Consider the following 4481-nt stretch of genomic DNA (forward strand, 5'->3'; position numbering starts at 1 on the left):
CGGCGTGCCTGCGCTAAAGTCCCCGGCCATGTCGTCCAAAGAGAGTGCCTCCCCCATGCCCCGCGATGCCGCCAGCGTTCAACCCGACGGCATCCTGCGCCTGAACGACTGGCTGCCCTACCAGTGCTCGGTCATCACGAACCGGGTGAGCGGCATGCTGGCGCGCATGTACTCGGAGGAACTCGGCATCGGCGTGGTCGAGTGGCGCGTGCTCGCCAACCTGGTCGCGTTCTCGCCGATGTCGGCGACCGAGCTGTCGGAGAGCACGGCCATGGACAAGGTCAGCATCACGCGCGCGCTGAACCTGCTGGTGACCAAGAAGCTGGTCTCGCGCCGCGTGGATGCCAAGGACCGCCGCAAGGTCGTGCTGCGCCTCACCAAGACCGGCGCCGACGCCTACGAGCGCGTGATGCCGCTGGCGCGCGCCATCGAGCAGGAGCTGACCAGCGCGCTCACGCCGCAGGAGCTCAAGACCGTGCAGGCGGCGATGCAGGTGCTGGTGGCGCGCGCCAACGCCACGCTGGACGACACGCGCGACTGGCGCGAGCTCGCGCCGGCCGACACCGTGCCGACCGCCGCGGCCATCTGAATCCCGCGCGGCCGGCGCCGCGCCTTTCCCCCTTGCGATCGATCCGCGCCTCGCGGAGGCACGCGCGCGCCCGCTTGCCGGCGAGCCTACGGGCAGAAGCGGAAAATCAATTTCCTAAAGAAACAGTTTCATAATGAAATGAATAGGCCTAGAATCCGGCGCACCCCATAAAAAAGGAGACAAGCCATGATTCGACGCCGCGACATCCTTGCCGGTTCGGCCTGTGCCACAGCGGGTGCGCTGATCCCGGTCTTCCCCCTGGCGGCCGCCGCCGAAACCCCGCCCACGCTGTCGAAGACGGCGCGCATCGTGATGGGTTTTCCAGCGGGCGGTTCGGGCGATTCCATCGCGCGGCTGCTGGCCGAACGCATCAAGGGCAGCTACGCGCCGGTGGTGCTGGTCGAGAACCGCGTGGGCGCGGGCGGACGCCTCGCGATGGACCATGTGAAGGCGGCGGAGGCCGACGGCAGCGCGCTGGTGCTGGCGCCCGCCTCGGTGATGGTGATCTATCCGCACGTCTACAAGCGGCTGTCGTACGACCCGCTCAAGGACTTCGCGCCGGTGTCGACCGTGTGCACCTTCCAGTTCGGCCTGAGCGTGGGGCCCGCAGTGCCGCCCGAGGTGCGCACCGTGCAGCAGTTCGCGCAGTGGTGCAACGCCAATCCCTCGAAGGCCAGCTTCGGCTCGCCGGGCGAGGGCACGATGGCCCATTTCGCGGGCGTGGTGATCGGCAAGGCCGCCGGCATGAACCTCACGCACGTGCCCTACAAGGGCGGCGCGCCCGCCATCCAGGACGTGGTGGGCGGCCAGATCGCTGCCTCGGTCAACGTGCTGAGCGAGCCGCTGCCGTTCGCGAAGGAAGGGCGCATCCGCGTGCTGGCCACCACCGGTTCCGCGCGCTCACCCTACCTGCCCGAGGCGCCCACCATGCGCGAGGCCGGCTTTCGCGACTTCGACATCCAGGAGTACTTCGCCGTCTGGGCGCCCGCCAAGACGCCGCCGGCCGTCGCGAACGCACTGGCCGCGCAGATCCGCGACGCCGTGGCCACGAAGGAGCTGCAGGAGGCCTATGCCGCGCGCGCCTTCCTGCCGAGCGCGGTGACGCCGCGCGAACTCGACGCCATGGTGCGTGCCGACCTCGCCAAATGGGCGCCGATCGTGCAGTCCACCGGTTTTTCCATCGACAGCTGAAGCCAGGAGAATTCAATGACCCAGAAGGAACGTGCAGAGGTGCTCGGCACCGCGTTCATGGAGTTCGCAAGTCCCGACCCGCAGGCGCTGGCCGCCGTGCTCGAGCGCATGGGCTTTCGCACCGTCGCGCGGCATCGCGCGGGGCATGCGCTGCTGATGCGGCAGGCGGGTGTCGAGTTCATCGTCGGCACGCGCCAGGATGGGCATGCGATGCGGTTCGCCTCCCACCATGGACCGTCGTGCGCCGGCATGGCCTTTCGCGTGGCCGACAGCGCGCGTGCGATGGCGCTGGCCCGCGAGCGCGGCGCGCAGCCGCTCGACGCGGCGGCGACGTCGCTGCTGCCGGACTGCGCGCTGCAGGGCATCGGCGGCAGCGCGCTCTACCTGGTCGACGACGCGGCGCTCGCGGCGCTGCACGCGCAGTTCGAGTTCGATCCGGCCGCCGTGCCCGACACCGGCGCGGCCTTCGCGCCCTTCGTGCGCGTCGACCACGTCACCCACTGCGTGCACCCGGGCAACATGCCCCAGTGGGTGGACTTCTACAAGAACATCTTCGGCTTCGAGGAGGTGTTCAAGTTCGTCGCCGGCGACGCCAGCAACGGCTTCGACACGATCGCGGTGCGCGATCCCGCGAGCAACGCCTGCGTGACCGTGGTGTCGCCGATGGGCCGCAGCTCGCAGATCCAGGAGTTCATCGACGAGTACAACGGCGAGGGCATCCAGCACATCGCGCTGTTCAGCGACGACCTCTACACCAGCGTGGAGCGGCTGCGCGGCGCCGGCGTGGAGTTCCTGCCCACGCCCGCGGCCTACTACGACGCGCTCGACACCCGGCTGCCGGGCCACGGCGAGGACGTGGCGCGCATGAAGTCGCTGGGCATGCTGCTCGACGGCGCCGCCACCGGCGAGAACCCCGACGCGCGGGCGCGCTTCCTGCTGCAGATCTTCACGCGCAAGATGATTGGGCCGATCTTCTTCGAGGCCATCCAGCGCAAGGGCGACACCTCGTTCGGCGAGGGCAACGCCAAGGCGCTGTTCGAGGCCATCAAGCGCGAGCAGGCCGGCGCGGACGCGCACTGAGACCATGGCCTGGCTCGTCCGTTGCCTCTATCGCCCCGGCGGCGCGCAGGACCGCCTGCCGGTGCGCGCCGACCACATCCGCCACATGCTGGCCTGGCTGCCCCGCACCGTGTTCGGCGCGGCGCTGCTCGACGCCGATGCGCGCGAGCCGATCGGCATGGTGGTCGCGCTGTCGGTCGCCTCGCGCGCCGAGGCGCGGCGCTTCATCGACACCGAGCCCTACAGCCGCGCGGGCCTGTTCGCCACCGTAGAGCTCACGCCGCTGGTCCAGATGACCCCGCCCCACACGCCCGAATTCCTGCAGGCCGAACTGCGCAAGTGCCCGTGAACCGTCCATGAACAAACCCATCGTCCTTCCCATGCGCGCCGGCATCGCCTCGCGCCAGGCCCACGCGGACATCCCGCCCGGCACCTACGAGCGCGAGATCGGCCGCGAGGGCTTCGGCGGCCAGGCCACGCACATGTATCACCGCCATGCACCCACGGCCTGGCTGCGCTGGGACGGCCCGCACCGCCCGCGCGCCTACGACCTCAACCAGCTGCCCGCCGCCGCGCAGGGCCCTGACTGCCCGCTCGACTGCCCGCTCGACGCGCCGCTGGTCGCGGGCAATGCCCACATGCGGCTGCGCTGCTGGAAGCCCTCGGCGCCGATGCGCCACCTGGCGCGCAACGCCGACGGCGACGAGCTGCTGTTCGTCCACGAGGGCGGCGGCGATCTCTACTGCGACTACGGCCACCTGCGCCTGCGCGACGGCGACTACCTGCTGCTGCCGCGCGGCACCGCCTGGCGCTACGAGCCCGCGGCGCCGTCCTTCCTGCTGCTGCTCGAAGCCACGGGCGACAGCTTCCGCCTGCCCGAGCGCGGGCTGCTCGGCGAGCATGCGCTGTTCGATGCCGGCGTGCTCGACGTGCCGCAGCTCGACGAGGCCTTCGTCGCGCAGCAGCACGCCGCGCGGCGCGAGTGGGCCGTGCGCATCCAGGCGCGGCACCGCGTGTCCACGCTGACCTATCCGCACGACCCGCTCGACGCGCTGGGCTGGAAGGGCACGCTCGCGCCGGTGCGCCTCAACTGGCGCGACATCCGGCCCGTGCTCAGCGCGCGCTACCACCTGCCGCCCTCGGCCCATACCACCTTCCTCACGCAGCGCGTGGCCGTCTGCACCTTCTGCCCGCGGCCGGCCGAGACCGATCCGGGCGCGCTGAAGGTGCCGTTCTTCCATTCGAACGACGACTACGACGAGCTGCTGTTCCTGCACGCGGGCCGCTTCTTCAGCCGCGACGGCATGGGGCCGGGCGCGATGACCTTCCATCCCGCCGGCTTTCCGCACGGGCCGCATCCGGCGGCCTACCGCAACAGCCTGTCGGCACCGCGCACCGAGCTGCACGAGGTCGCGATCAACATCGACGCGCGCGATCCGCTCGACATCGGCCCGGGCATGGCGGCCTTCGAGCGCGCCGAGCACGCCGATTCCTGGCGCGGCTACCTCGATGCGCCCGAAGACAAGACCGAACAGGTGACCGCATGAGACTCGCGACGCTGAACAACGGCCGGCGCGACGGCCAGCTCGTGGTGGTGTCGGCCGATGCGCGGCGCTGTCTCGCGGTGCCCGAGGCCGCGCGT

6 protein-coding genes are annotated in these 4481 nt (G+C 70.7%); all 6 read left to right on the forward strand.

The window, feature by feature from the left end; genetic code table 11:
- Positions 1-55 precede the first annotated feature (55 nt).
- Entirely contained in the window at positions 56-589 is a 534-nt protein-coding gene (locus AC27VN_RS33890) for a MarR family winged helix-turn-helix transcriptional regulator (protein ID WP_490879414.1), read from the forward strand.
- A gap of 186 nt (positions 590-775) precedes the next feature.
- Positions 776-1780 (forward strand): Bug family tripartite tricarboxylate transporter substrate binding protein, encoded by a 1005-nt coding sequence (locus AC27VN_RS33895; RefSeq protein ID WP_490879415.1) that lies wholly within the window; start codon positions 776-778, stop codon positions 1778-1780.
- Positions 1781-1795: 15 nt separating this feature from the next.
- On the forward strand, positions 1796-2860 hold the full coding sequence (hppD, locus tag AC27VN_RS33900; protein WP_490879416.1) for a 4-hydroxyphenylpyruvate dioxygenase: 1065 nt from the start codon (positions 1796-1798) through the stop codon (positions 2858-2860).
- Between the two features lie 4 nt (positions 2861-2864).
- Positions 2865-3188, forward strand: a complete 324-nt coding sequence (locus AC27VN_RS33905; RefSeq protein ID WP_093353056.1) for a YciI family protein — start codon at positions 2865-2867, stop codon at positions 3186-3188.
- A gap of 7 nt (positions 3189-3195) precedes the next feature.
- Positions 3196-4386 carry a homogentisate 1,2-dioxygenase gene (locus AC27VN_RS33910; protein ID WP_490879417.1) on the forward strand — a complete coding sequence of 397 codons (1191 nt, stop codon included), beginning with the start codon at positions 3196-3198 and terminating at the stop codon, positions 4384-4386.
- Positions 4383-4481: hypothetical protein (locus AC27VN_RS33915; protein ID WP_490879418.1), on the forward strand; the 99-nt coding region annotated here is incomplete at its 3' end. The genes AC27VN_RS33910 and AC27VN_RS33915, both read left to right, overlap by 4 nt.

It is taken from the genome of Variovorax sp. 20P10.2.4 (assembly GCF_058244205.1).